Origin of the sequence: Nocardia aurea, from assembly GCF_003123685.1 — a bacterium.
Taxonomy (GTDB): Bacteria; Actinomycetota; Actinomycetes; order Mycobacteriales; family Mycobacteriaceae; genus Nocardia; species Nocardia aurea.
This window is the reverse complement of sequence record NZ_QCYJ01000127.1, coordinates 62,206-84,602: the sequence shown is the minus strand read 5'-3', so window position 1 is coordinate 84,602 and position 22,397 is coordinate 62,206. Positions and strand designations below refer to the sequence as shown.

18 protein-coding genes are annotated in these 22,397 nt (G+C 69.3%); 11 read left to right on the top strand and 7 right to left on the bottom strand.

All coding sequences use genetic code 11. The features are described from left to right. Nucleotides 1-126: 126 nt before the first annotated feature. Genes DAT37_RS29190 through DAT37_RS29180 form a run of 3 tightly spaced genes read right to left on the bottom strand, consistent with a single transcriptional unit; the run spans nucleotide 127 to nucleotide 3,693 of the window. Nucleotides 127-2,619, bottom strand: coding sequence for an ABC transporter permease (locus DAT37_RS29190; RefSeq protein WP_109528098.1), 2,493 nt, complete (start codon nucleotides 2,617-2,619; stop codon nucleotides 127-129). After that, entirely contained in the window at nucleotides 2,616-3,344 is a 729-nt protein-coding gene (locus DAT37_RS29185; protein WP_109528097.1) for an ABC transporter ATP-binding protein, read from the bottom strand. Before DAT37_RS29185 ends, DAT37_RS29190 begins: the two co-directional genes overlap by 4 nt. Nucleotides 3,345-3,372: 28 nt before the next feature. After that, on the bottom strand, nucleotides 3,373-3,693 hold the full coding sequence (locus DAT37_RS29180) for a hypothetical protein (RefSeq protein ID WP_109528096.1): 321 nt from the start codon (nucleotides 3,691-3,693) through the stop codon (nucleotides 3,373-3,375). A 195-nt stretch (nucleotides 3,694-3,888) separates the two neighbouring features. On the opposite strand from DAT37_RS29180, the gene DAT37_RS29175 reads away from it, so the two are divergent. The 5 genes from DAT37_RS29175 to DAT37_RS46510 all read left to right on the top strand — a co-directional run bounded on the left by DAT37_RS29175 (nucleotide 3,889) and on the right by DAT37_RS46510 (nucleotide 12,366). After that, a complete protein-coding gene (locus tag DAT37_RS29175) occupies nucleotides 3,889-5,241 on the top strand; it encodes a sensor histidine kinase (RefSeq protein WP_109528095.1) in 1,353 nt (450 codons plus the stop codon). Nucleotides 5,242-5,338: 97 nt separating this feature from the next. After that, on the top strand, nucleotides 5,339-5,992 hold the full coding sequence (locus DAT37_RS29170; RefSeq protein WP_109528543.1) for a response regulator: 654 nt from the start codon (nucleotides 5,339-5,341) through the stop codon (nucleotides 5,990-5,992). Nucleotides 5,993-6,045: 53 nt separating this feature from the next. After that, nucleotides 6,046-8,958, top strand: a complete 2,913-nt coding sequence (locus DAT37_RS46515; RefSeq protein ID WP_408637452.1) for a serine/threonine protein kinase — start codon at nucleotides 6,046-6,048, stop codon at nucleotides 8,956-8,958. 288 nt (nucleotides 8,959-9,246) lie between these two features. Then, on the top strand, nucleotides 9,247-10,122 hold the full coding sequence (locus DAT37_RS29160; RefSeq protein ID WP_232840063.1) for a class A beta-lactamase-related serine hydrolase: 876 nt from the start codon (nucleotides 9,247-9,249) through the stop codon (nucleotides 10,120-10,122). Between the two features lie 96 nt (nucleotides 10,123-10,218). After that, nucleotides 10,219-12,366 carry a serine/threonine-protein kinase gene (locus DAT37_RS46510; protein ID WP_408637451.1) on the top strand — a complete coding sequence of 716 codons (2,148 nt, stop codon included), beginning with the start codon at nucleotides 10,219-10,221 and terminating at the stop codon, nucleotides 12,364-12,366. A gap of 34 nt (nucleotides 12,367-12,400) precedes the next feature. Here DAT37_RS46510 and DAT37_RS29150 read toward each other — a convergent pair whose 3' ends face one another. After that, on the bottom strand, nucleotides 12,401-13,441 hold the full coding sequence (locus DAT37_RS29150) for an NAD(P)-dependent alcohol dehydrogenase (protein WP_109528091.1): 1,041 nt from the start codon (nucleotides 13,439-13,441) through the stop codon (nucleotides 12,401-12,403). A gap of 522 nt (nucleotides 13,442-13,963) precedes the next feature. Between DAT37_RS29150 and DAT37_RS29145 the strand changes: the two genes are divergently transcribed. Further along, the gene (locus DAT37_RS29145; RefSeq protein ID WP_109528089.1) at nucleotides 13,964-14,998 is read left to right on the top strand and encodes an ATP-dependent 6-phosphofructokinase; all 1,035 of its coding nucleotides are present in this window, start codon (nucleotides 13,964-13,966) and stop codon (nucleotides 14,996-14,998) included. A gap of 50 nt (nucleotides 14,999-15,048) precedes the next feature. Further along, complete coding sequence (locus tag DAT37_RS29140) at nucleotides 15,049-15,492, top strand: hypothetical protein (RefSeq protein WP_109528088.1); 444 nt, start codon at nucleotides 15,049-15,051, stop codon at nucleotides 15,490-15,492. Between the two features lie 4 nt (nucleotides 15,493-15,496). Here DAT37_RS29140 and DAT37_RS29135 read toward each other — a convergent pair whose 3' ends face one another. Together DAT37_RS29135 and DAT37_RS29130 are read right to left on the bottom strand one after the other, a co-directional pair. After that, complete coding sequence (locus DAT37_RS29135) at nucleotides 15,497-15,790, bottom strand: hypothetical protein (protein WP_157978768.1); 294 nt, start codon at nucleotides 15,788-15,790, stop codon at nucleotides 15,497-15,499. Nucleotides 15,791-15,897: 107 nt separating this feature from the next. Beyond that, nucleotides 15,898-16,224, bottom strand: a complete 327-nt coding sequence (locus tag DAT37_RS29130) for a hypothetical protein (RefSeq protein ID WP_198654492.1) — start codon at nucleotides 16,222-16,224, stop codon at nucleotides 15,898-15,900. Between the two features lie 40 nt (nucleotides 16,225-16,264). Between DAT37_RS29130 and DAT37_RS29125 the strand changes: the two genes are divergently transcribed. The 3 genes from DAT37_RS29125 to gatB all read left to right on the top strand — a co-directional run bounded on the left by DAT37_RS29125 (nucleotide 16,265) and on the right by gatB (nucleotide 19,882). Continuing rightward, complete coding sequence (locus DAT37_RS29125) at nucleotides 16,265-16,921, top strand: TetR/AcrR family transcriptional regulator (protein ID WP_109528084.1); 657 nt, start codon at nucleotides 16,265-16,267, stop codon at nucleotides 16,919-16,921. A 14-nt stretch (nucleotides 16,922-16,935) separates the two neighbouring features. Beyond that, the gene (locus tag DAT37_RS29120; RefSeq protein ID WP_109528083.1) at nucleotides 16,936-18,312 is read left to right on the top strand and encodes an alpha/beta hydrolase family protein; all 1,377 of its coding nucleotides are present in this window, start codon (nucleotides 16,936-16,938) and stop codon (nucleotides 18,310-18,312) included. Nucleotides 18,313-18,376: 64 nt separating this feature from the next. Continuing rightward, a complete protein-coding gene (gene gatB / locus DAT37_RS29115) occupies nucleotides 18,377-19,882 on the top strand; it encodes an Asp-tRNA(Asn)/Glu-tRNA(Gln) amidotransferase subunit GatB (RefSeq protein WP_109528082.1) in 1,506 nt (501 codons plus the stop codon). 103 nt (nucleotides 19,883-19,985) lie between these two features. Here gatB and DAT37_RS29110 read toward each other — a convergent pair whose 3' ends face one another. Further along, the gene (locus DAT37_RS29110) at nucleotides 19,986-21,086 is read right to left on the bottom strand and encodes a PQQ-dependent sugar dehydrogenase (protein WP_109528081.1); all 1,101 of its coding nucleotides are present in this window, start codon (nucleotides 21,084-21,086) and stop codon (nucleotides 19,986-19,988) included. 239 nt (nucleotides 21,087-21,325) lie between these two features. On the opposite strand from DAT37_RS29110, the gene DAT37_RS29105 reads away from it, so the two are divergent. After that, on the top strand, nucleotides 21,326-22,309 hold the full coding sequence (locus tag DAT37_RS29105) for a DoxX family protein (RefSeq protein ID WP_109528542.1): 984 nt from the start codon (nucleotides 21,326-21,328) through the stop codon (nucleotides 22,307-22,309). Nucleotides 22,310-22,397: the final 88 nt, after the last annotated feature.

Genomic DNA, 22,397 nt, shown 5'->3' with positions numbered 1-22,397 from the left:
GAGCGGCCCACAGCGAACGGCGGCCCCCTTCTTCCTCACGCCGCCACGTACTCACCTCCGCCTCGGCGGCCACCACGTCCGGTGCGACGCACCGAGTGCTGGTGGATGTGCGGAGGCGAACGCCGTTCAGTCCGCCGCCAACGCCTCCACGATCGGCATGCGGGCGGCGCGCAACGCGGGCGGGATGGATCCGAGCAGGGCGAGGCCGAGCGCAGCCAGCCCGTAGATCAGGATCAGCGGTCCAGGGGCGTAGACGATATCGATGGTCATGGCGTGCCCGATCGCGACGGTCGCCAGGTATTGAACCGCCGCCCCGACGGCCAGACCCAGTGCCGCGCCGACGATTCCGATACCGGCGGCCTCCGCCAGCACCGACCGCAGCAGGAATTTACGCCCGGTGCCCATGGCGCGCAGCACCCCCAGTTCGCGGCGGCGCTCCAGCACCGAGAGCATGAGCGTGTTCAGCAGGGCGACGGTCGCGACGAGCACCACGATCCACAGGATGGCCGTGCTCATCGCCGAGCCCTGGCGCACGCTGGAGGAGATGGCGGTGACGGCGTCCCGACCGGTGTCGACGTGCATCTGCGGCGGGGCGATCGACCGGATATCGGCGATCACGGCGTCGGGATCCGCCCCCGGTTCGAGGTCGATGGACAGGATCGTCTCCCCGGGCCGCTGGTACCACTGCCGCAGCTGGTCCAGATCCATGATGACCACACCCGCGACCGCGCTGAAGTACGGAATCACCTGGAGCACTTCGACGGTGTGCGCTCCGGTCGGCGTCGGCAGCGTCACCGCCGACCCCGGTTCCAGATCCAGCGACCGCGCCACATCCCGCGACACGACCACCCCCTCGCCCGCCGCCATGCGCGGAAGTAGCGAACGGTCGACCGCGGCGACCCGGATATCACCGCTTTCGGCGGGCAGGCCCTGCAACATGACCCGTCCGCTGCCCAGGGTGGCGAAGGCCATCTGCGCCGGACTCACCTCGGCGATCCCGGGCAGCGCCGCGATCTTCGCATCGAGCCCGGTCGGCAGCAGAGGCCCGGTCGGGAACTGTTCCATGGCACTCGGACTGACGAAGATATCGGTTTTCGCCAGTTCCTCGAACGTGACGGTGGCCGAATCGACCATATTGCGTGACGCCCCGCCCATGGCGACGGTGGCGGCGACCCCGATCATGACGGTCATGGCCGTCGCCCACACGCGCCGCGGGGCCCGCTCCAAGGTGGTCGCGCCGAGCGCGCCCGGTGCGCCGAACAGGCGGGATATGGCGGCGGCGGCCCGCACGATCGGCCCGGTGGCCGCGAAGCAGAGCACCACCGCCGCGCTGAACGACAGGGAGATCGAGGCCAGCGACACCCGGCCCAGATCGGTTTCGGCGATGGCGACAGCCGCGACGGTCGCCGCGATGCCGACGACGATCGCGATCCGACGAAGCACCGGCCGCGTCACGTCGGAAGTGCCGACACCGACCGGCACCAGCGCCTCGATCGGCTCGACCTTGTAGACCTGCCTGGCGGCGATGCCGGCGGCGGACACACTTGCTACCACGCAGGCGGCCACCGCGACCGGAATCGCGTAGCCGGGCACCAGGTACTCGGTGCGCGCCTCGACCGATTGCATGATGGCGGCGGGCAGTCGTCCGATCGCGACTCGGCCCATGAAAACGCCGATCAGCGCGCCGATCGCACCGCCGAGGAGCCCGAGCAGCGCCGCCTCGACGAGCAGATCGCGCACCATCGGCGCGCGTTTACCTCCGATGGCGCGCAGCAGCGACAGCATCGGTCTGCGCTGGGCGATCGCCATACTCATGGCGTTGTAGATCAGGAACGCCGAGACGATCAACGCCGCGGCCGACGACATCAGCGTCGAATACCGCACGATCTGGATCGCGCCGCCCGCTTGGACGGTGCGCAGACTCGGATCCGCCACCACCGCGCGGCCACCGACCACCTCGGTCAGTCGGGCGCGCAGCGCACCGATATCGGTGCCGTCGACGGCGACGATCTGTACCGAATCGAGGCGGCCGACCCGGTCGGTGAGCTTCTGCGCCAGCCCGAGCGGGGCGGCGACGATATGACCGCCGTTGAGTTCGGCCGAGGTGTCCTCGTCGAGAACGCCCGCCGCCGTGACGGTTCCGGAACCGAGCGGGAAACTCTCGCCTTCGGCCCTTCCCATCGCCGCGCCCACCAGCACCCCGTTCGGCACCGCGAACAACTTGCCGATCTGCGCGGACATCGGACCGGCGAGTTCGGTGCCGAGCGCGCCCATATTCGCGTCCGCGCCGATCAGCAGCGCCCGGTCGGCGCCGCTGCCGAGTTGCGCGCGCAACATGGGCACCGCCTTGTCGACGCCGGGGGTGGCCGCGACGGCAGGCAGTAGCGACTGGTCGAAACCCGCGTCGGTGATGCCGGTGATCTCCAGTTCGGCCTTACCGCCCAGCGCCTTGGTGAGCCGGTCCACCGATCCGGTGACCGAACCGGAGATGCTGAGCACCGCGACGAGCAGCGCGGCCGAGATACCCATGACGGCCAGCGACATGGCCGAACGTCCGCGGTGCGCGAACAGTTCACGAATATTGAACAGCCGCAGTCGGTCCCATGCGGCCCCGATCATGCGCGCACCGCGTCGGCACCCGATCCGGCTGTCCGGTCGACCTTGTCGTTGGACCCGATCTTGCCGTCGCGCAGGGTGATCACGCGATCGCAGTACTCCACCGCGCCCATGTCGTGGGTCACCATGACCACCGAATTGCCGTTGGCGGCGATCTCGCCGAGCAGTCGGAGAATCGAAGCGCCGGTGGTGGAGTCGAGGTTGCCGGTGGGTTCGTCGGCGAGGATCAGCGGCGGATCCATGATCAGCGCGCGCGCCACCGCGACCCGCTGCATCTGTCCGCCGGACAGTTCGGCCGGTCGGTGTTCGGCCCGGTCGCCGAGCCCGACCCGGTCCAGCAGTTCCAGTGCGCGCGGTTTGGCCTTGCGTAATCCGGTGCCGTCCAGCAGTTTCGGCACCGCGACGTTCTCCCAGGCCGACAGCGTCGGCAGCAGATTGAAGAACTGGAAGACGAAACCGACGCGATGCCTGCGGAATTCGGACTGGCGCTCCTCATCGAGCGCGCCGATCTCCTCGCCCCGGAAGCGGATCGACCCCGCGTCCGGACTGTCGAGCGCGCCGAGCAGGTGCAGCAGCGTGCTCTTCCCGGAACCCGAAGGTCCGATGATCGAGGTGAATTCACCGGATTCGATCCGTAGGCCGATTCCGTCGAGCGCGACGACCGTCTGCCCGCCGACCCGGTAACGCTTGGTGATATCGGACAGTTCCAGCATGGCCGGTTCCGGCATCGTCGGTCCCCCGTTTCTCTTTCGTTGGTCAGCGGGCCATCGCCGCGGCGGTCGAGTCGCGGTGACCATACTGGGCGTCGAGCAGCGCGTGCAGTGCCGGTTGTTCACCGCGGAGTTCGAGATAGGCCTCGGCATCTGACTGTCCCTGCGCGAGCGCCTGATCCAGTTTCGCCGCCAGGTGATTGTTCCAGCGGTGCCGCAGGGTGAGCAGCAAACCGCTGGGTCCGCCGAACAGGCGATCCAGATCCGGGATGCCGGAGAACAGGTCGGGGTCGTGCGGGTCGAGCGTGGCGCGCTCGAGGACGGTGTGCACGATGTCGGAACGGCGGTGGTGATCTTCCCAGGACATGGCGTCGGACCTTCCGTGTGACGTCCGCGGTGCCCCGGTCGTTTCTCGGGGCCTGGTGGGGATGTCTCAACGCTACGGCCGGACCGGGGCCGGGTCGTCGTGCCAGGGACCCGAATCCGCCTCCTACCCGGGTAGGAGGCGGGGCCCACTCGCGGGACGATGCGTGCGCCCGGACGCTACGACTAACCTGGGCGTATGGATGTGACCCACGCCATTCCCGCCACCGCGGGCGCCCGTGCGGCGGTACCCGCCGGGCAGCGTGGGAGTGTGCGCGACCGATTCGTGGCCTTCTCGCGTAATCCGGTCGCGACCCTGCGCGCCAATCTGGAACAACTGCCGTTCGACTACCCGCCGTCGCTGATGATCAGCGCCGACGCCGCGCTCGCCGTGGTCGGCGTGGCGGCGACGATCCAGCGCCACGAGTATTTCCCCACGGTATTGCCACTGGTCGCGATGATGCTCGCGTTCGCCACGGTGCCGCTGTTCTGCTTCTTCGGCATCGCCCCGACCCCGGTCATGCTCGCCGTGACCGGGCTCGGCTCGACCGCGGTATTCCTGGCGCAGCCGGTGTCGGTCGATTTCGCGCCCTTCGTCCTCGTCGTCGTGGTCGGTGAGGTCGCGGCGATCGCACCCAAACGGTGGAGCGCCCTGTTCGCCGTCGTCGGGGCGCTGGAACTGGCCGCCTTCGACGCGGCGGGGGATCTGCTGTGGAGTGTCGACGGCGAGCGATTGCACGGCCTGCCCATGTACACCGTCGGCATCGCGCTGGGCTGGCTGGTCGGCGTGATGTTGCAGTACCAGCGCAAATTCCTGTACCAGGAGCGTGAGGGGCAGGCGATCCGCGCGGCGCAGGCGGCGGGCGAGGAACGCAGGCGGATCGCGCGCGAGGTGCACGACGTGATCGCGCATTCGCTGAGCATCACCCTGCTGCATCTGACCGCGGCCAGGCACGCGTTGCAGACCGACCGCGATGTCGACGACGCCGTCGATGCGCTGATCGACGCCGAACGTCTCGGCAGGCAGGCGATGGCCGATATCCGCCGCACCATCGGGCTGCTCGACGCGGGCCCGTCCCGATCGGCGCCCGAACCGGGCATAGGCGATATCGAGGATCTCGTCGGTGATTTCGTGCGCGCCGGGCTCGATGTGCGCAGGACCGAGGAAGGCGACCTCGAAGCGGTTTCCGCCGCCGTCGGCCTCGCGCTCTATCGCATCGGACAGGAATCGCTGGCCAACGTGGTGAAACACGCGCCCGGCGGCAGCGCACGAGTCCGGCTGACGGTGGATTCCACCTCGGTGCGACTCGTCGTCGACAATTCCGTGCCGTCCGGTGCACCGCGCGACGCCGGCGGCGGGATGGGTTTGTCCGGTATGCGTCAGCGCGCGGAACTGCTCGGCGGGCGGATCGTCGCGGGACCGGAGGGCGGCGGCTGGTCGGTGCGCGCCGAATTCCCGCTCACCGCGTCGCGTGGCTGGCTCTCGTGCCCGCTGTCGGATCGGGATACGACGAACAACGCGGCCGTGGCCGCGCCGGGGGAGAACATGTGATCGGGGACCATGACGGAGGAGAACAGATGACTGTGATCCTGGAGAGGGCGAACAAGTGACGACTGTGTCCTCGACCAACGGTGTGGACACCGTCGCCGTGCTCGTCGTCGACGATCAGGAATTGGTTCGCGGTGGTCTGCGCCGCATCCTGCGCCGCAGAGACGGATTCCTGGTCACCGAATGCAGTGACGGCGATCAGGTACCAGGCGCGGTAGCGAGCGCGCGCCCCGACGTGGTGCTGATGGATCTGCGGATGAAGCGGGTCGGCGGCATCGACGCCACCAGGACGCTGCGCACCGGTCAGGACGCGCCGCCGGTACTCGTGCTCACCACCTTCGACGACGACCAGTTGCTCTCGGGTGCGCTGCGCGCGGGCGCCGCCGGATTCATCCTCAAGGATTCACCCGCCGAGGATCTGATCCGCGCGGTCCGCACGGTCGCGGCGGGCGGCGCCTGGCTCGACCCGTCGGTCACCGGGCGAGTGCTCTCGGCCTATCGGACGGTGCGCCCGGTCTCCGCGCGCGACGGCGACCGGCTCGGTGAACTGACCGCCCGCGAATACGAAGTGCTCGAACTGATCGGGCGCGGGCGCAGCAATTCGGAGATCGCCAAAGGTCTCGGCATCTCCGAAGTCACCGTGAAAAGCCACGTAGGACACATATTCGGCAAACTCGACCTGCGGGACAGGGCCGCGGCGATCGTCTTTGCGTTTGACCACGGGGTGGTCGCACCAGGAGAATCCAGTCTTTGACGGGCAGGACGACCGGGTACCCGGCGTCGCCCGGGAAGCGGAGGTTTCACGGGGTGGACGGACCTGGGTGGAGGGACGGCAGCAGGTTCGGGCCGTACGAGTTGCGCTCGCTGCTCGGCCGAGGCGGAATGGGCGAGGTCTACGAGGCCTACGACACCGTGAAGGATCGAGTGGTAGCGGTCAAACTACTGCCCGAAGAATACGCCAAGGACCCCGTCTATCAGGTGCGTTTCCGCCGTGAATCACAGGCGGCGGCACGGCTGGACGAACCGCACATCATCCCGATCCACGACTGGGGCGTGATCGACGGAGTCCTGTTCATCGATATGCGACTGGTCTCCGGCGTCGACCTGCGCGAAATCCTGCGCGGCCAGGGCCCGATGAGTCCCGAACGCGCACTCGGCATCATCGATCAGATCGCGTCGGCGCTGGACGCCGCGCATGCCGCCGGGCTCGTGCACCGCGATGTCAAACCCGCCAATATCCTCGTCGGCGAATCGGATTTCGCCTATCTCGCCGATTTCGGCCTCGCGCACAGCGAGGGCGACAGCTCGGTCACCCAGGTCGGCATGGCCGTCGGCTCCTACATCTACATGGCGCCGGAACGTTTCGACGTCGGCAACGTGAGCGGCAGCGCCGATATCTATTCGCTCACCTGCGTGCTGCACGAATGCCTCACCGGGGCATCCCCGTTCGCGTCGGCGAGTATGAATGTGCTGATCAGGGCGCATATGACCGAACCGCCGCCGCGTCCGAGCACCGTGCGCGCCGGACTGCCACCCGCGCTGGACGCGGTGATCGCGCGCGGTATGGCCAAGGATCCGGGCGAGCGGTATCCGACGGCGGTCGCGCTGGCGCAGGCCGCGCGCGCGGCGCTGACGGGACCCATTCCGGTCGCGCCGACCTTCGTGGTCCGCACCCCCGACCCGGCCCGTTTCGGGCAGCAGTCCGAACCCGCCCCGCTGAGTTCGCTGGTGCCGCCGGAGCCCACCGGCGAATTCTCGATCATCCCGACCGCCGCGACCGCGGTGCCCACCGAACTCCAATTCGAACCGCTGCCGTCGCGTCAACCGAAGAACACGGCACCGCCGGTCGCCGCACAGGCCAACGAACCCCCGGTGCCGATCCGTCCGTTCCCGGACGCGCATCTGTACGAGCAGGGTCAGCAGGGGTACACCCCCGAGCCCGCGCAGTACCCGGCGCCGCAGACCCAGCGATACGGGCCGGTGCCGTCGGTCTCCGAACCCGCCGTCGCGATGCCGCAGCAGCGTCTGCCGGAATTCCCGAGCCCGGACGACGGTTTCGCGCCGCCCACCGAACAGTACGAGCGTGCCGTGCCCACCCCGGCTGCGTACGCCCCCGCTTCCGGAGCGTTCCCCGCCGGGCCCGGATCTGCCGAGGAATACAGTCCCGCGACTCGGGCGTACGGGGGTTCCGCGCCGGCTTCGGGTTCGTTCGCGGCTCCCGAGACGCAGCGCTACGACCGCGCGGTTCCCGACGCGTACGGTCCCGCCGCTCCGGCATTCGGCGAATCCGCACCGAGTTCGGGATCGTTCGCGGCTCCCGAGACGCGCCGTTACGACGGGGCGGTTCCCGACGCCTACGATCCCGACGTTCCCGCGCCCGGTTCGAATTCGTTCGCGGCTCCCGAAACTCAGCGTTACGACGGCGCGGGATCCGACGGGTACGGTCCCGAGGTTCGGTCGTATGGCGATTCCGCGCCGGGTTCCGGTTCGTTCGCCGCGCCCGAGACCCAGCGTTACGACGGCGCGGCCCAGGCATACGGCTCGGACGCGCGGTCCTACGGCGATCAGGCTCCGTCGTCGGGCGGCTTCGCCGCCGAGACCCGGCGCTACGACGGCGGGAACCCGGAGCAGTACCGTCATGGTGCCCCGCCGTACGGCGAGAGTGCCGCACGGCAGGGGTCTTTCGCACCGGAGACCCAGCACTACGACGGTTTCGGCGAAGACCCGTACTCGCCGCCGACGCAGCAGTTCCGCGATCCGGGCGTGCTCTCGCAGGCCGCCGAGGAGACCAGGCAATACGGAATCGACGCGCCGCAGGCCTACGCGCAGTCGGCCGCGCACGATGCCTTCGCCGACCCGGCCGAGGCGTACGGCGCGGCATACGATCCCGATCCGCACGTCGCCGCCACCCAGCACTACGACGGCGCGCGGCAGCAGGCGCCGAACGATCCCCGGTATCCCGAACCCGACGCCTACCCGGCGGCGCAGGCGTATTCGGACTACCAGCCCGACTCACCCGGGTACCCGCACGGAACCGGCGGCTTCTACGCGCGGGACGTGGCCGATCCGCAGGCGGCGTACGGCTACGCCGGTCAGGACGAATCCGCCTACGGCGCACAGGGCGGCGCGGCACAGGGATATGCCCACGGCAACGACGGCTACGGCGCGCCCGGCGAATACGACGACTACTACGGGAACGGTGACCACGAGCCCGAGCGGCGACGTTCGATCGTGCTGCCCATGCTGGTCGCGGGAGTCGTCATCGTGGTGCTGGCCGTCGGCGGTGTCATCGGCTGGACGATGTTCGCGTCGAAGGACAAGAGCGCGGACATCGTCGACCAGGCGGGGTCGATCACCACCTCGGCCGTCTCCCGCGGCACCACCCCCGGTGCGGCCGCGGCGCCGAGCGCGTCGTCGACCACCTCGGCCGCCGCCACGTCGACCGCCCTGCCCGCGGGCGCGAAATCCTGTTCGACGGGTCGAGCGGTTCCCGGCTCCTTCGCCCAGACGGCGACGGGCAGCGAGGTGACGAGTTGCCCGTTCGCCGAGGCGGTTCGGCAGGCCTACGCCGAATCCGCCGCGGCCACGTCCTCGCGCGCGCCCCGATCGATCGTCGCGGTGAGCCCGGTGACCGGGCGCAGTTACACGATGAACTGCGTCGCGTCGGGACAGCTCGTCACCTGCACGGGTGGCGAGAACGCGGTGGTCTACATCTACTGAGCGCGTCGCGCGGTCCGGTGTCCGGGCCGCGGGTGTCGGGGCGGAGATATTTCCGAACGGAATGCCCACCCCGACACGCCGGAATGCGGGTTAGGCTCGGTGCGTGTCGAAGCGGGGCTCCCAGGAGCGTGGGCGAGACGGGACGCCCCGGGCGGTACCCGCTCACAGATGGACGTCGGGTGTCGGGCGGGCGCGTGGTACGCGCGCCGTCGGCGGCCCGAGTACGGTTACCCGTTACCGTACGTACGCAGGTATCGTGGGGAGCTCTCGAAAGTAATGCGTCAAGTTATGTCCGATAGTCGTATTCGAAAAGCCCTCGGTGCCTGCGCGCTCGCGTTGATGCTCACCACCTCGTGCGCGGCCCAGAACGGAAGTGTCGAGGAGATCGAGTCCTCGACGATCACCCAGGCCGCGGCGGTTTCCGAACCGAAGATCGAGATGACCCTGCCGGGCACCCTCGCGGCGGGTTTCCAGCAGTTCCAGGCTTCGATGAAGGGGCACTACGGCATGGCCGTGGTCGCGGTCGGCGGCGACGACGTCGTCACGTTCGGAGACTGGACGACCGGTCCGGCGTGGTCGACGATGAAGGTGCCGTTGACGATCGCCGCGATCCGTGACAGTTCCGCGAACGGCGGATTCGCCGCGACCGCCGCGATCACCGAATCCGACAACGCCGCGGCCGATGTGCTGTGGGCGGCCCTCGGCTCCGGCCAGGAGGCGGCCTCCGCGGTCGAGGCGGTGCTGCGCGAAGGCGGCGACGCCAAGACCGTCATCCCGGCCACCCGTACCCGCACCGACTACTCGTCGTTCGGACAGGCGGAATGGACGCTGAACGACCAGGTCCGGTTCGCTTCGCGACTGCCCTGCCTGAACCGGGTCTCCACCGTGGTCAAACTCATGGAACAGATCGTCCCGAGTCATCGCTGGGGTCTCGGCGCGTTCAACGGCGCCGAATTCAAGGGCGGCTGGGGTCCGGACACGTCGGGCAAATATCTCGTCCGCCAGTTCGGTCTGATCTCCACGGCGCGCGGACAGATCGCCGTCGCGCTTGCGGCCCAACCGGATTCCGGTACGTTCTCCGACGGTATGGCGGCGATGGACAAGATGGCGGCGCTGATCTCCGAGCACCTCGGTGAACTGGCCTCGGGCAAATGCTCGTCTTGAGAAACGTGAAACGCCAGGGGAGCGAACAATGTAGGTGAGGTCGTGGACGCGTGCGTGCGCTCCGGACGGCCGCGCCCGCGAGGTGGAGGTAACGGGGTGGATGACGCGGATTCGCGGATCGGTTCCCGATTCGGTCCGTACGAGTTTCGCTCACTGCTCGGCCGAGGCGGAATGGGAGAGGTCTACGAGGCCTACGACACCGTGAAGGGCCGGGTCGTCGCGGTGAAACTGCTCCCGACCGAACTGGCGAGAGATCCGGTGTTCCAGCAACGGTTCCGCCGCGAGTCGAAGGCGGCGGCCAGGCTGGCCGAACCGCACGTCATCCCGATCCACGACTGGGGTGAGATCGACGGCGTCCTCTATATCGATATGCGGCTGGTTCGCGGCAGCGACCTGCGGTCGGTACTGGAGGAGAAAGGTCCGCTGAGCCCGGTCCGCACGGTCGGGATCATCGAGCAGATCGCCGCCGCGCTCGACGCCGCGCACACCGAGGGATTGGTGCATCGCGACGTCAAGCCCGCGAACATCCTGGTGACGCCGTCGGATTTCGCCTACCTCGCCGATTTCGGCATCGCACGATCGGCGGGCGACCCGAGTGTCACCGACACCGGCACCGCCGTCGGCTCCTACAACTACATCGCGCCGGAACGGTTCGACACCGCCCCGGTCTCCGGCGCCGCCGACGTCTATTCGCTGGCCTGCGTGCTCTACGAATGCCTCACCGGTACACAGCCGTTCCCGGCCGAGGGCATGAACGTCCTGATCCGCTCGCACCTGACCGCGCCGCCGCCGCGCCCGAGCGCCAAACAGTCGGGCCTGCCCCCGGTCCTGGACGAGGTCGTCGTCCGCGGTATGGCCAAGGATCCCGCCGACCGCTATCCCAGCGCGAGCGCGCTGGCCTCGGCGGCGCGCGCCGCGCTGACCGCACCCGGACCGGAGTCGCAGCGCCTGCGCCGCGAACCGGGCCTGCCCGCCCCGACCACGGTCGTCTTCCCCGCCGTGGAACCCGGCGGCGGACACGGCGATCCCCGCGCCTCCGACGTGACCACCCGGCGGATCCGCGACGCTCGGCCCCCGTCCGGGCCGAACCCGTCGATCCCGCCGGGTCGCCCCGGCGCGCGGCAGACGCGTGAACGGAGCGGTGGCGGCGATCCGGGTGCGCGAGGACCGGCGTCCCGGGAGGGAGCGGCCGCGGGGTCCGGCGCGCCGAACGCGGGCGAACCGATCGCGGCGGGCGAAGGCGAGGGCGGGGGTACGTCCGCGCCGACGGTCGATCTCGACGCGGTGACCGCGAAATCGACCACCGCCGCTCCGGCCGCGGCGACCGTCAGAACCCCGAGGGTCTCGGAGACTCGTTCTCCCGGTGCCGGTTCACGGGAGGGAGCGCAGGCCCCGAACGTCGCGTCGGAGAAGCGCTCACCCGGAACGGGTCCGAGAGAGGGGGCGCAGACGCCGAACACCGGGCAGGGAGGCGGGCCGCACGCGGCGGCTACCGTCGACTTCACCGCGCTGGCGCGGAACCGCCCACCGGGTAGCAGGGGCCCGACGGGACCGCAGGCGCCCGGCGGCGACCCGTCGACCGTCGATCTGAGCGCGACGGCGAACCGGCTTCCCGGGCGATCGGCCTCGTCCGTCCCCGGTCGCGAATCCCGGCCCGGCGCGGTCGGTCCACCTCGCCCGCCCGTCCGATCCGCGCAGACACGGAACTCCGGCCCGATAGCGGCCGGGCGCCCGCAGCAGCCTTCCGCGCAATCGGCCCCGCCGACAACGCATTTCGGCCGGGTCGGCGACGCCAACCTCACGCGGTCGGCCCAGCCCGCACCACCCGCGCGCAGCCGCACCCCTCGGCTGCTGTTGCTGTTCGCCGCGGTGCTCGCGATCGCCGCCGCCGTCGCGGGCGTGATCGGCTGGCACGCGCGTGGCGGCGACGGCGACGCACCGGCGCGGGATCTGTCGACGAGTACGGTCCGACTGCCGGAGGACGCGCAGGCCTGCGCGCAGTCCAAGCCGAAGGTCGGTCGCTACTCGGCCTCGGCGACGGGTAGCCGGGTGACCAGCTGCCCGTTCGCGGAAGCGGTGCGCGAGGCGTACGGGTGGGCGGCGGGTGACGCCGAAGCGGGCGACGAACGCAGCGTGACGGCCACGAGCCCGGTCAGCCAGCGCGAGTACACGATGGACTGCACCGCGGGTATCGACTTCGTGACCTGTACGGGCGGCGACAACGCGATCGTCTACCTCTACTGACTCCGCCGCGGGGCCATCGCGCGCCCCGTGGCGATCACCCGTTGGGCAGGATCACCGCGCGACCGTCGATCTTCCCGGCGTGCAGTCGCTCGTACGCGAGCGGAGCCTCGTCCATCCCGAATGTCTCGACGTGGACATCGACCGCCCCCGCCCGCGCGAGGTCGAGTACCTCTCGCAATTCGCCGCGACTGCCCCAGTACGGCGCCGTCACGGTGACCTCGAAGGGCATGACGCCGAAGCCGACGGGCAGCGTGCCGCCCCCGATGCCGACGATCGTCACATCGCCTTCCATGGCGACGCAGGCGCCCGCCGTGGCGACGGTCGGTTCGGCCCCGACGAAATCGAAGACGGCCGTCGCCCCGCGTCCGCCGGTCAGTTCGCGCACCCGGTCGGCGGCCTTCGCGTCGGAGGTCACCGTCTCGTGCGCGCCCACTGCGCGCGCCAGCTGGAGTTTGTCGTCGCTGATATCCATCGCGACGACGCGCGCCGGACTCACCGCGCGCAACAGCTGGATCGCGACATGCCCGAGCCCGCCCGCCCCGATGACGACGGCCGTCGAGCCCGGCCCGAGTTTCGGCAGCGAGCGCTTGATGGCGTGGTAGGGCGTGAGCCCGGCGTCGGTGAGCGGTACGGCACGCACCGGGTCGAGTCCGTCGAGCGGCTCGAGGTGGCGGGAGTCGTCCACGATCAGGTATTCGGCGATGGCGCCCGACGCGCCGAGTCCGGGCGGGAAGATGCCCAGTTCGGTCGCGCGCACGCAGTAGTTCTCCTTGCCCGCCGCGCACGGCGCGCACCGTCCGCAGCCCCACGGGCCGTAGACGGCGACGGAATCGCCGATCGCGACGCCGGTGACGCCGTCGCCGAGCGCGACGATCGTGCCCGCGCCCTCGTGGCCCAATGTGAGGGGCAGCCGGTACGGAAATTCGCTTTCCGGCCAGGACATGACGGCGATATCGGAGTGGCAGACGCCCGCCGCCGAAACTTTCAGCAGCACCTGTCCCGGTCCCGGCTCCGGATCGGGCACGGTGACCAATTCCGGCGGCGCGCCGATTTCTCGATACTGAAGGGCCTTCATCGCGATACCTCCTGATCGAATTCTCGAAGAGGGCGCCTCGCCCGGCCCGGCGCGATTCGCCCCCGGTGGTTCAGCACGGAACGCCGTACGGACCGCCGTGCGTTCCGGCGCGACATCGCGGCCGATCGAGCTCCGATAACGCGCTGACGTGCGACTATGCTGTTCGATCACCCGGCGGTAACTACCGCGACGGCCGTATACGATGATACTGCCCGGCCCGCGCGCGCCCCATGGAAGCGCGGTCGCCGCCGACGCGACGGCGGCGGATTCGCGCGCGGAACGAGAAAATGTCGACCGGACGACCACCGCGGGTTCCCGCATTCGTCCACGCCGAATTCCGCCGACCCGGTCTGTCCGGTTTGCGAAACGCGCCGGGACATCGAGACTGGAAGGAGCGCACGACCAGAACCTGTCGACATTTCTACCGAACGAATCCGGAGATCCACGGTGAGTGCAGCTGGTTACCCAAGGTTCACGGGGCCGCAGGCCCCCGGATACGCGGGGCGGGGCAAGATATCCGCCATGCGCATCGGAGTCTTGACCGGAGGCGGAGACTGTCCAGGACTGAACGCGGTCATCCGCGCCGTCGTTCGTACCGCGAACGGGCGATACGGAGACGCGATAGTCGGCTTCGAGGACGGTTGGCGCGGCCTATTGGAGGATCGCAAGATCCAGATCCTCAACGACGACCGCACCGACCGGTTGCTCACCAAGGGCGGGACCATACTCGGCACCGCGCGCACCAATCCCGACGTGCTGCGCGAGGGCCTGCCCCGCATCAAGCAGACACTCGACGACAACGGCATCGACGCACTCATCCCGATCGGCGGCGAGGGCACGCTCACCGCGGCCAGCTGGCTGTCCGACGAGGGCGTGCCGGTGGTCGGCGTGCCCAAGACCATCGATAACGACATCGACTGCACCGACGTCACTTTCGGACACGACACCGCGTTGAGCATCGCCAGCGAGGCGATCGACCGCCTGCACACCACCGCGGAATCCCATCAGCGCGTCATGCTGGTCGAAGTGATGGGACGGCACGCGGGCTGGATCGCCATCAACGCCGGTATGGCCGCGGGCGCGCACCTCACGCTGGTGCCCGAGGTGCCCTTCGACGTGGACGAGGTCTGCACCCTGATCAAACGCCGCTTCCAGCGCGGCGACAAACATTTCATCTGCGTGGTCGCCGAAGGTTCCCATCCCGCGCCGGAATCCGATTTCGCGTTGCGCGAGGGCGGTATCGACGAATTCGGCCACGAGCGATTCACCGGCGTCGCCCAGCAATTGGGGTCGGAGATCGAACGCCGCATCGGCAAGGAAGTGCGCACCACCGTGCTCGGCCACGTGCAGCGCGGCGGCAGCCCGACACCCTACGACCGGGTCCTCGCCACCCGGTTCGGCCTGCACGCCGCGGAGGCCGTGCACGCGAACAGGTTCGGTCAGATGGTCGCGTTGCGCGGCACCAGCATCGAGCTGGTCCCGCTCTCGGAGGCGACCAAGCAGCTCAAACGCGTTCCCGAGAGCCGCTACGCCGAAGCGGAAGCTTTCTTCGGCTGACACGCGGACCGCTCTGGTCGGGGGATCCGGCCGGGTTTACGCTCGTCCCCATGGCACTCATCGATTTCGACGACCTGCCCACCGCGACGGCCGACGTGCTGCGCCGTCGCGCGCGGGGCGCGGGACTCGGCCCCGCCGAATACGTTCGGCGGGAACTGATCTCTCGCGCGCGCACGCGGGTGCCCGATGACGCGGTCGTCGATTTCGTCGAACAGCAGGGCTGCCTGCCCGGTCCGGTCATCGATACCGACGCCGTCGCCGTGATCCACTCCTACGACATGCCGTTCGATGTGCTGGACCGGTTCGCGCGCCGCGCGTCCGCCACCGGCATGCCGGTCGGCGAGTACGTGCGCGGGCAGCTGATCGCGATGGCGCGTCGATCGACCGTCGACGACGCGATGGGGGAATTCGAGGAAGCGATGCGCGCGGATCCGAGCCTGGATATGGATATGAACGAGATCGCCGCCTCGATCCGCTACGCGCGCGGCCTGTAGCGGCTCAGTCGCCGATACAGGGCGCTCCGTCGATGCCGACCGCGAGCTCCGACCCGTCGGCCGCCGCGACGGAGATACCGGTGATGTCACCGACATAGGCGACGGTCGCTGCCGCGGTGCAGATTCGGCGCGCTGTCTCGGCGCCGGACGCGTCGTCGGCCAGTGTGGTCCCGATGGCGACGGTCGTGCATTGGCCGATGATCGAGATATCGGCGACGCCGAATTCCGAGACGGCCTTCTCGATTCGGTCGATGTCGCCGCACACCTCGGAGCTGGGGCGGTCCGTCGAGCCGGACACCTGTGATGTGCTCGCCGCATCGGAGGCCTCCGATGCGTTCGCGCACGAAGCCGTCACGCCGATGGCCGCGCACGCGAGCGCATATCGCCATGCGGCGGCGGCGCTGCTCATGTGCTCTGCGCGGTGAGGAGCGAGCCTGTCGCGTGCACGACATCCAGATGCTCGACCGTCGGTTCGCCCGGCCGTGCTCCGGCGAAGGCGGCGTCGACGGCCGGGTGGATCCGTTCCTGGAACGCGCGGGCGCAGTGTGCCTCGGACTCCCACACATCGATGTAGCGCAGCCCGCCGACGTCGCGGCGCACGCACAGGTGCAACAGCGAACCGGCCAGTGGCTCAGGACCGAGCTCTTCGATGATCCGCGTGTAGAGCTCCTCGCCGATCGGGACATCTTGAATGTAGGCGTACACCATGGCCGGAATCCCTTCTGAATTCATCCGAATCAGTATCGGACGAATATCGGTAGAATAGGCGTCGATGAACGACAACGTCAAGGCAGGCAAGCGGCGATACAACGCACCGCTACGCGCGGCACAGGCGGCCGAGCGACGTCACGCGATCCTCGGCGCCGCACGACATCTGTTCGTGGTCCGTGGATACGCCGCGACGACGGTGGCCGAGATCGCCGCGGACGCGGGTGTTTCCGTCGACACGGTGTACGCGTCCATCGGTCGTAAACCGATCCTGCTCCGAGAACTCGTCGAAACCGCCCTCTCCGGCACGGATCAGGCCGTTCCGGCTCGGGAACGCGAGTATGTCCGCGCGATCCGCGAGGCGGCCGGCGCCGAGGACAAGATCGCGATCTACGTCGACGCGCTGGTCGCCATCCAGCAACGGCTCGCGCCGATCTTCCTCGCCCTGCGCGAGGCCGCGAGCACGGATTCGTCGTGCGCCCGGATCTGGTCCGAGATCGGTGAGCGGCGTGCCGCCAACATGCGTGAGTTCGCGGCCGACCTGCGCGGCACCGGGCAATTGCGCGAGGACCTGTCCGATGACGAGGTGGCCGACGTCATCTGGAGCATGAACGCCACCGAGTACTGGGTGCTGCTCGTCGGCGAACGCGATTGGACCGTCGAGCGCTTCCGCGACTGGTTGGTCGACGCGTGGATCCGCCTGTTCCTCCGCCCGGCGTAGGTACCGTGGCTGGTATGCGTACCCGGCGACTGATCGCGTTGACACTGACCATCGTCGCCGCCGTGGTGGTGGCGGCGTGCTCGTCGGATTCCAACCCGCCCGAGCCGACGACCGGCGACTGGCACGGCGCGATCCAGGTGCCGGGACAGCCGATCGAGATCGGGGTGAGTTTCACCGGCGACGGCGCCGCGACCATCGATATCCCCTCGCAGGGCCTGCGCGCCGTGGCACTGAAGGACGTGCGATCCGACCGTGGCGGTGTGGAATTCGCGATCCCGGACATTCCCGGTGATCCGGTCTTCCGCGGACGTTACGAATCCGACCGCATCACCGGCGATTTCACGCAGAGCGGCCAGAGTCTGCCGCTGACGCTGGAACGGGGGAAGGTCGCGGGTGTGGCGCGACCGCAGGAGCCGAAACCGCCGTTCCCGTACGAATCCGAGGACGTCACCTACCGCAACGGCGATATCACCATCGCGGGCACACTCACCACCCCGCGCGGCAGCGGGCCGTTTCCCGCGGTCGTGATGATCACCGGGAGCGGTGCGCACAATCGTGACGAGGAGATGCTGGGCCACAAACCCTTCCTGCTGATCGCCGACGCCATGACCCGCGCGGGCTACGCGGTGCTGCGCACCGACGACAGGGGCATCGGCGGCACCGGAGGGAAACTCGAGGACGCGAATTACACCGACCTGTCCGGCGACGCGGCGGCCGGGGTCGACTTCCTACGCGGCCGAAAGGATATCGATCCGGCGCGCGTCGGTTTGTTCGGCCACAGCGAGGGCGGCTATCTCGCACCCCTGGTCGCCACGCGACCCGACAGCGGCGTGGCCTTCGCGATTCTGATGGCGGGCCCCTCGGTGCCGGGCGATCAGGTGCTGGTCGAACAGACCCGGGTCATCATGGCGGCCAACGGCGCTCCCGCAGCCGATGTCGACAAACAGGTGAGCGAGAGCGCCGAGTTGGCCGCCTTGTTGAAGGCAGGCGACCTCGAAGGCGCCAAGGCATTCCTGAAGCGGTCCAACGACGCGTTGCCGCAGGACAAGCGCCTCCCCGACGACCAGGTCGGCGCACAGGTCACCCCGTATTTCGCCGCGCTCATCCAATACGATCCGGCCCCCGCGCTCTCCGCGCTGCGCATCCCGGTCCTGGCGTTCTTCGGCGGCACGGATCTCCAGGTGATCCCCGCGCAGAACGAGCAGCCCATGCGCGACCTGCTCGCCGGTGACCCGGCAGCGACCGTCCACACCTTCCCCGGCCTCAATCATCTGATGCAGCCCAGTGCGACCGGCGCTCCCGGCGACTACGGCACCATCGAAACCACCGTCTCCCCGGAAGTGCTCACCTACATCACCGGCTGGCTGACCCAGCGTTTCCCGCCGAAGTAGTGCCGCGCGCCGACGGCCGGAGGTCGGCGCGGTGCGATGGCGGGGCTTACATAGACTGTCGGTTATGAGCGCACTTACCGCCGAGTTGATGGATTACGCCGAGGTCATCTCCCGGTACGAGCCGGTGCTCGGCATGGAAGTCCACGTCGAACTGTCCACCGCGACGAAGATGTTCTGCGGTTGCCCGACCGAATTCGGCGCCGAGCCGAATACCCAGGTGTGCCCGGTCTGCCTCGGTCTGCCCGGTTCGCTGCCGGTGGTGAACGAGAAAGCCGTGGAATCGGCGATCCGGATCGGTCTCGCGCTGAACTGCTCGATCACCCCGTGGGGCCGTTTCGCCCGCAAGAACTACTTCTACCCGGATCAGCCGAAGAACTACCAGATCAGCCAGTACGACGAGCCGATCGCGACCAACGGCTACCTGGACGTGGTGCTCGACGACGGCAGCATCTTCCGCGTCGACATCGAGCGCGCCCACATGGAAGAGGACACCGGTAAATCGCTGCACGTCGGCGGCGCGACCGGTCGTATCCACGGCGCGAGCCACTCCCTGCTCGACTACAACCGCGCGGGTGTGCCGCTGATCGAGATCGTCACCAAGCCGATCACCGGGGCGGGTGAGCGCGCGCCCGAGGTGGCCCGCGCCTACGTGACCGCCCTGCGCGAGGTACTGAAATCGCTCGACGTCTCCGACGTGAAGATGGAGCAGGGTTCGCTGCGCTGCGACGCCAACGTCTCGCTGATGCCGGTGGGCGCGAAGGAATTCGGCACCCGGACCGAGACCAAGAACGTGAACTCGCTCAAGAGCGTCGAGGTCGCGGTGCGTTTCGAGATGCGCCGCCAGGGCGCGGTGCTCGCGGGCGGCGGCACCATCGTGCAGGAGACCCGCCACTTCCACGAGTCCGACGGCACGACCTCACCCGGTCGCATCAAGGAGACCGCCGAGGACTACCGCTACTTCCCCGAGCCGGATCTGGAACCCGTTGCGCCCGCGGCGGATCGGGTCGAGGAATTACGCGCGACCATTCCGGAGTACCCGTGGCTGCGGCGCGCCCGCATCCAGTCCGATTGGGATCTGTCCGACGAGGTCATGCGCGACCTGGTGAACGCGGGCGCGCTCGATCTGATCATCGCCACCGTCGACGCGGGTGCGCCCGCCAACGAGGCGCGTTCCTGGTGGGTCGCCTACCTCACCGAGAAGGCCAAGGAGCGCGAGGTCGCGCTGGAGGATCTGCCGATCACGCCCGCGCAGGTGGCCGAGGTCATCGGGCTGGTCGAGGCCAAGACGGTGAACAACAAGGTCGCCAAGCAGGTCGTCGATTTCGTGCTGGCGGGCGAGGGCGATCCGGCGAAGATCGTGGAGGCCAAGGGCCTCGGCATGGTCAGTGACGACAGCGCGCTGCGCGCCGAGGTCGAGAAGGCACTGGCCGCCAACCCGGATATCGCCGACAAGATCCGCTCCGGCAAGGTCGCCGCCGCGGGCAAGATCGTCGGCGACGTCATGAAGGCGACGCGCGGTCAGGCCGACGCGGCCCGCGTCCGCGAACTGGTCATCGCCGCCTGCGAGTGAGGGGCGGCGTTTCCCGGAGGACCGAGTTCGGTCCTCGCCGTACGGCCCGCGCACGAAGAAAGGCGCTCACGTGGTGCGAGCGCCTTTCTTCGTGGCCGGGTACCTAGTCGGGTCCACCGCCTCCGCCGGACTGCGGCAGCGGTATGCGCACGACGCGGTCGTCGTTGGGACCGGGCTGTCCATCGGTCTTGTTCACGGTGCCGACCCAGAAACTGCCGTCGGGTCCGATGGTCGCGCCGCCGAGCTGACCGTATTTGTCCTGGGACAGCAGGCTCGGCGCGGTGGTGATCGCGTGGGTGTTCTCGTCGACCGTGGCGAGCGCGAGCGCCTTCGCCGAGGTCATCGCGACGGCGACGCCGTCGACCGCCGCCGCGCAGCCCGCGACGCCCGGTCGGTCCGGCCAGGTCCACCCGACGGTGACCTGGCCGTCCGGGCCGAGGCGTTGCAGCCGGTCCTCTCCGGGCGTGCGGTCGGTGATCCAGACGCTGTCCTTGCCGTCGCGGCACAGGTCACCGGCGACGCCGATACCCGACAGCACGATCGAGGACGACGCGCCGGGTGCGGGCGAGTCGACGCGCAGCACCTTGCCCGCCAGCGAAGAGGGGGTCGACGCCAGCCCCGGATTGCCCGCGTCACCGGTCAGGACGAGCAGCTGATCCGGCGTCGCCCACTCCAGCGCGCCGTGATTACCGGTCTGCCCCTTGGGAATTCCGGTCAGGATGTCCTTCTGCGAGCCGCCCTCGCCGATGCGGACCACCCGGTTGTCGCTGCCGGTGGTGATGTAGGCGTACATCAGTCCGTCTTCGCGATAGGTGGGCGAGAGCGCGATATCGCTGAGCCCGCCGTCGGTCGAGCCGTCGACATCGACCTTGGCGACCTCGACCGGCGGCGTATCCGGGTCGACCACCTTGAGGATGCGCCCGGTGCGGCGTTCGGCCACCAGCGCGCCCTCACTGATCCCGATGATGCCGCCGGTGGTGTCGAGGCAGGTGGCGACGACGGCGGGGTCGGGATCGATGCACGGGCCGCTCGGCCGTGTCGTCGACGGCGGTGTGTTCGACGGGGGTTTCGGATCGGCCGGATTGAACGTCGGTTCCGGGGTGAACGGGCTCGACGCCGAATCGTCGAACCGGGCGCATCCGGCCACCAGGACGGCACCGAGCGCCAGACACATCGCGACGCGACCCACGACAACCACACTCATAGCTCAGACGTTACGGAAATAGTGCCGGGCGCGCCCCTCCCGGGTGGGTGTCGTGGGTCCCGCGGTGTCGCGGGGTGGTTGACACGCCGTCGCGTTCGGGCGGTCGGACCGCACCGCGCGGCATAGGGTATGCCCCGTGAGTGAGCGGAGCGAGCGAACCATCGACTCCTGTGAGCGGAGCGAGCGAACCATTGACGCCCATCCGGCCCGGTGGAACCGAGCGACAGAAAGGCACGGCCGTGGCCGATAAGCCGAAGGACACATTCGAGCAGACCGAGCCGCAGGCCGGTGCGCAGAAAGCGGTGTCCACGGGGAAGGGTGTCGGCAGCCCCTACGATTCCCCGACCGGGCAGTTGCCCAGGGTCGGGATGACCAAGGAACCCGCGCCGAGCACCACGGTCACCGCGGACAGCGTGGCGCGCACCGACGACGAACTCGGTCTCGATCCGGGGCCGGACGTGCCGACGCTGTCGCGACCCACCGACACGACGGTGTCGCAACCCACCGACACCTCCGGCACCGGGGCGACGGCGGCGCCGCCGACCACCGCGGGCGCGACGGCGGCCGGTGCCGGTGCGGGCTCGGCGGGCGCGACGGCCGCCTATTCGTACGCGAGTATCCCCCCGGCCGCGAACACCCCGGGCGAGCCGAGTCGGTCGTTGCGCCGTCGACCGGTCGACAATCGCCGTGGCACGCTCGATTTCGGACTGTGCGTCCTGCGTCTCGTGGTCGGTGGCACCTTCATCTATCACGGCCTCCAGAAGCTCACGGGCTGGTTCAACGGTCCCGGCCTCGACGGCACCCGCGACATGATGGCCGCCGGCGGCTGGGATCACGCGACGCTGTGCGCGGTCCTGGTGACGGTCGGCGAACTCGGTGGTGGCGCACTGCTGGTCCTCGGTCTGGTGACACCGCTCGCCGCGGGCGCGGTGCTCGCGGTGATCCTCGACGCGTGGGCGTGGAAACAGGGCATGATCCCCGGCTTCCAGTACCGCGGCAGCGTGCCGTCCGGGGTCGAACTGGAGAGCGTGCTCGCGGGCACCGCCGTGGTCATCCTCCTGACCGGGCCGGGACGCTGGTCGCTGGATCGCAACCGCGGCTGGGCCATCCGCCCCCGGTACGGGTCGTTCGTGGTCCTCGTCCTCGCGGTGGTCGCCGCTGTCGGCACCTACTGGTACCTGCACGGCGGCAACCCGTTCACGGGTATCGGCCCCTTCGACTGATCGTGGGCCGCGGCGGCCGGTCCTCGGGATGATTCGGGCCCACTGGTTCCACAGGCCGACATCGCGCGGGAACAACTCCGGATCGCCG